The organism is uncultured Campylobacter sp., assembly GCF_938045535.1.
Lineage (GTDB): Bacteria > Campylobacterota > Campylobacteria > Campylobacterales > Campylobacteraceae > Campylobacter_B.
On the sequence record NZ_CALIMQ010000223.1, the window covers coordinates 1 to 2,375 of the forward strand.

Sequence of the window (2,375 nt, forward strand, 5' to 3'; positions counted from 1 at the left end):
AAAGCAACTGAATTTTATCGTGATGCGAAATTCGGTGCGGCATAAAATTCCGTATCAAGGCAAAATTTTAAATTTGCCGCCGTGCAAATAAGCGCAAGTAAAACGGCGAGCGAGCCTGCAATGTTAAATTTTAAGACGCGCAATGTATCTGCGCGAGTATGAAATTTAGCGAGTTTGAGAGCGAGATTTAACGATGAAATTTAACGCAAAGAAAAGAGGAAAATATGAAAGCAAATGAGGGAAAAATGAAAATAGCGATAATCGGGCTTGGCTACGTTGGGCTTCCTTTGGCGGCGGCGTTTGCCGCAAAACACGAGGTCGTGGGCTTTGACGTAGCTCAGGACCGCATAGACGAGCTGCGCGGCGGGCACGATCGCACGCTGGAGCTTAGCCAGGAGGAGCTTACTGCGGCGATTCAAAACGGGCTTAAATTTAGCGCGAAGCTAGATGATATGAGGCAGAGCAATTTTTATATCGTATGCGTGCCGACGCCTGTAGATAGGCTAAATCGTCCCGATCTTACGCCGCTAATCAAGGCCAGCGAAAGCGTCGGAGCCGTGCTTAAAAAGGGCGACATCGTCGTGTATGAAAGCACCGTCTATCCGGGCGCTACGGAGGAGGACTGCGTGCCGGTGCTTGAGAGAGCCAGCGGGCTAAAATTTAACCGCGATTTTTTCTGCGGATATTCGCCCGAGCGGATCAATCCGGGCGATAAAATTCACACCGTCACGAAGATCAAAAAGATCGTCTCGGCAAGTACCCCGGAGGCTTTGGACGTCGTAGATAGCGTCTATCTTAGCATACTTCAAAACGGCACCTTTCGCGCTAGCAGCATAAAGGTCGCCGAGGCCGCGAAGGTGATCGAAAACACCCAGCGCGACATCAATATCGGCTTTATCAACGAGCTTGCGATCCTGTTCGGCAAGCTCGGTATCAACACCAACGACGTCATCGACGCGGCGGCTACGAAGTGGAATTTCTTAAGCTTCCGTCCGGGGCTCGTGGGCGGACACTGTATCGGCATCGATCCGTATTATCTGGCGCAGAAAGCGACCGAGGTGGGCTATCACCCCGAAATCATCCTCTCAAGTCGCCGCATTAACGACAATATGGGAAGCTACGTCGCTACGGAGGTCGTTAAGATGATGATAAAATACGACGAAAAGGTAAAGGGCGCGAAGGTCTTGATCTTGGGACTTACGTTTAAAGAAAACTGCCCCGACACCCGCAATACGCGCGTCGTGGATATGATAGGCGAGCTTAAAAATTTCGGCTGCGAGGTAAGTGTCTATGATCCTTGGGCGAGCGCCGCTGACGCTAAGAGATACTACGACATCGATCTACTGCAAAAGCCCGACTTGCGCAAATTTGACTGCGTCGTAATCGCCGTAGCGCATAAGCAGTTTTTTGAGCTTGATTACGCGGGCTCGCTGGTTTACGACGTGAAAAATGTCTATAAAGGTGCGCAAGGAAAGCTGTGAAATTTAGCTTGGGGTTTAAATTTAGACTTCTAAATAGGCGGTTTAGCGGGGATAAGGATGAACGAGGCAAGGCTCGAAGAGCTAAAGAAAATTCTAAACGAACGACGTCAAAATTTAGAGCGAGGCTCACAGGAAAATTCTGACGCTCAAAATTCCAATGCCTTAATTTTAATAAAGGAGATATAGATGAGTAGAGGAAGTGTTGATAAAAGGTGTACTTATTACAGGTGGTTTTAAATCGCTACAAGAATATTCTGATTTGCCAAAAGCTACTAAAGGAATACAATGAAAAACCCGCTTTACTACGTAGATTATTGGTATGATTTGATTAAATTCGGCTTCGATCGGAAACACACTTTTATAACGCTAATCGTTGTTTGCGTTTCATTTATCGCACCGATACTTCTTTTGATAGCATATCAAAGCGCACCTAGTAGAAAAAATATAGAAGATCCTTTTGTTTTTGTTGGAACTATAAGCGAATTTCATAAATATGATAGCTATCGTGGCGGAACCGGCTGCAATATATCCGTGCGAGGAAGCGGTAAAATTTTTGATCTGCATATCGGAAATAGCAAGACGGATTATGAACAATTCGGTATGCAATTTTGTGATTTAATTTACAAAAACTATATAGATCAAATTTGCGTAAAAATTAAAATGTCGGAAAGATTTTTAAATGAATACGGGTATTGCGATGGAACAAAAATACATACCTCAAATGCAGAGGATTGGGATAATTTATATTTTCAAAGAAATATACTAACCTTAACTAGTATATTGCTATTTTTATCCGCATTGTATTCAATCCTCAAGCTTCATAAAGAATATAAAAAATCCAAACTAAAAGATTAAATTTTAATCTCTAAATTTACAGCGCCTGCGCGAGCATAA

At 44.1% G+C, this 2,375-nt stretch carries 3 protein-coding genes; all 3 read left to right on the plus strand.

The genetic code is table 11. The features are described from left to right. The first annotated feature begins 245 nt into the window (after positions 1-245). The 3 genes from Q0095_RS06910 to Q0095_RS06920 all read left to right on the plus strand — a co-directional run bounded on the left by Q0095_RS06910 (position 246) and on the right by Q0095_RS06920 (position 2,336). The gene (locus Q0095_RS06910; protein WP_297882608.1) at positions 246-1,481 is read left to right on the plus strand and encodes a nucleotide sugar dehydrogenase; all 1,236 of its coding nucleotides are present in this window, start codon (positions 246-248) and stop codon (positions 1,479-1,481) included. 57 nt (positions 1,482-1,538) lie between these two features. Beyond that, the gene (locus tag Q0095_RS06915; RefSeq protein WP_297882610.1) at positions 1,539-1,667 is read left to right on the plus strand and encodes a hypothetical protein; all 129 of its coding nucleotides are present in this window, start codon (positions 1,539-1,541) and stop codon (positions 1,665-1,667) included. A 99-nt stretch (positions 1,668-1,766) separates the two neighbouring features. After that, positions 1,767-2,336 carry a hypothetical protein gene (locus tag Q0095_RS06920; RefSeq protein WP_177386614.1) on the plus strand — a complete coding sequence of 190 codons (570 nt, stop codon included), beginning with the start codon at positions 1,767-1,769 and terminating at the stop codon, positions 2,334-2,336. Positions 2,337-2,375 lie beyond the last annotated feature (39 nt).

What these genes read in the sequence shown, in the direction of transcription:
- Q0095_RS06910 (WP_297882608.1), top strand. Translation starts at nt 246, where the DNA reads ATGAAAATAGCGATAATCGGGCTTGGCTACGTTGGGCTTCCTTTGGCG.
- Q0095_RS06915 (WP_297882610.1), top strand. Translation starts at nt 1,539, where the DNA reads ATGAACGAGGCAAGGCTCGAAGAGCTAAAGAAAATTCTAAACGAACGA.
- Q0095_RS06920 (WP_177386614.1), top strand. Translation starts at nt 1,767, where the DNA reads ATGAAAAACCCGCTTTACTACGTAGATTATTGGTATGATTTGATTAAA.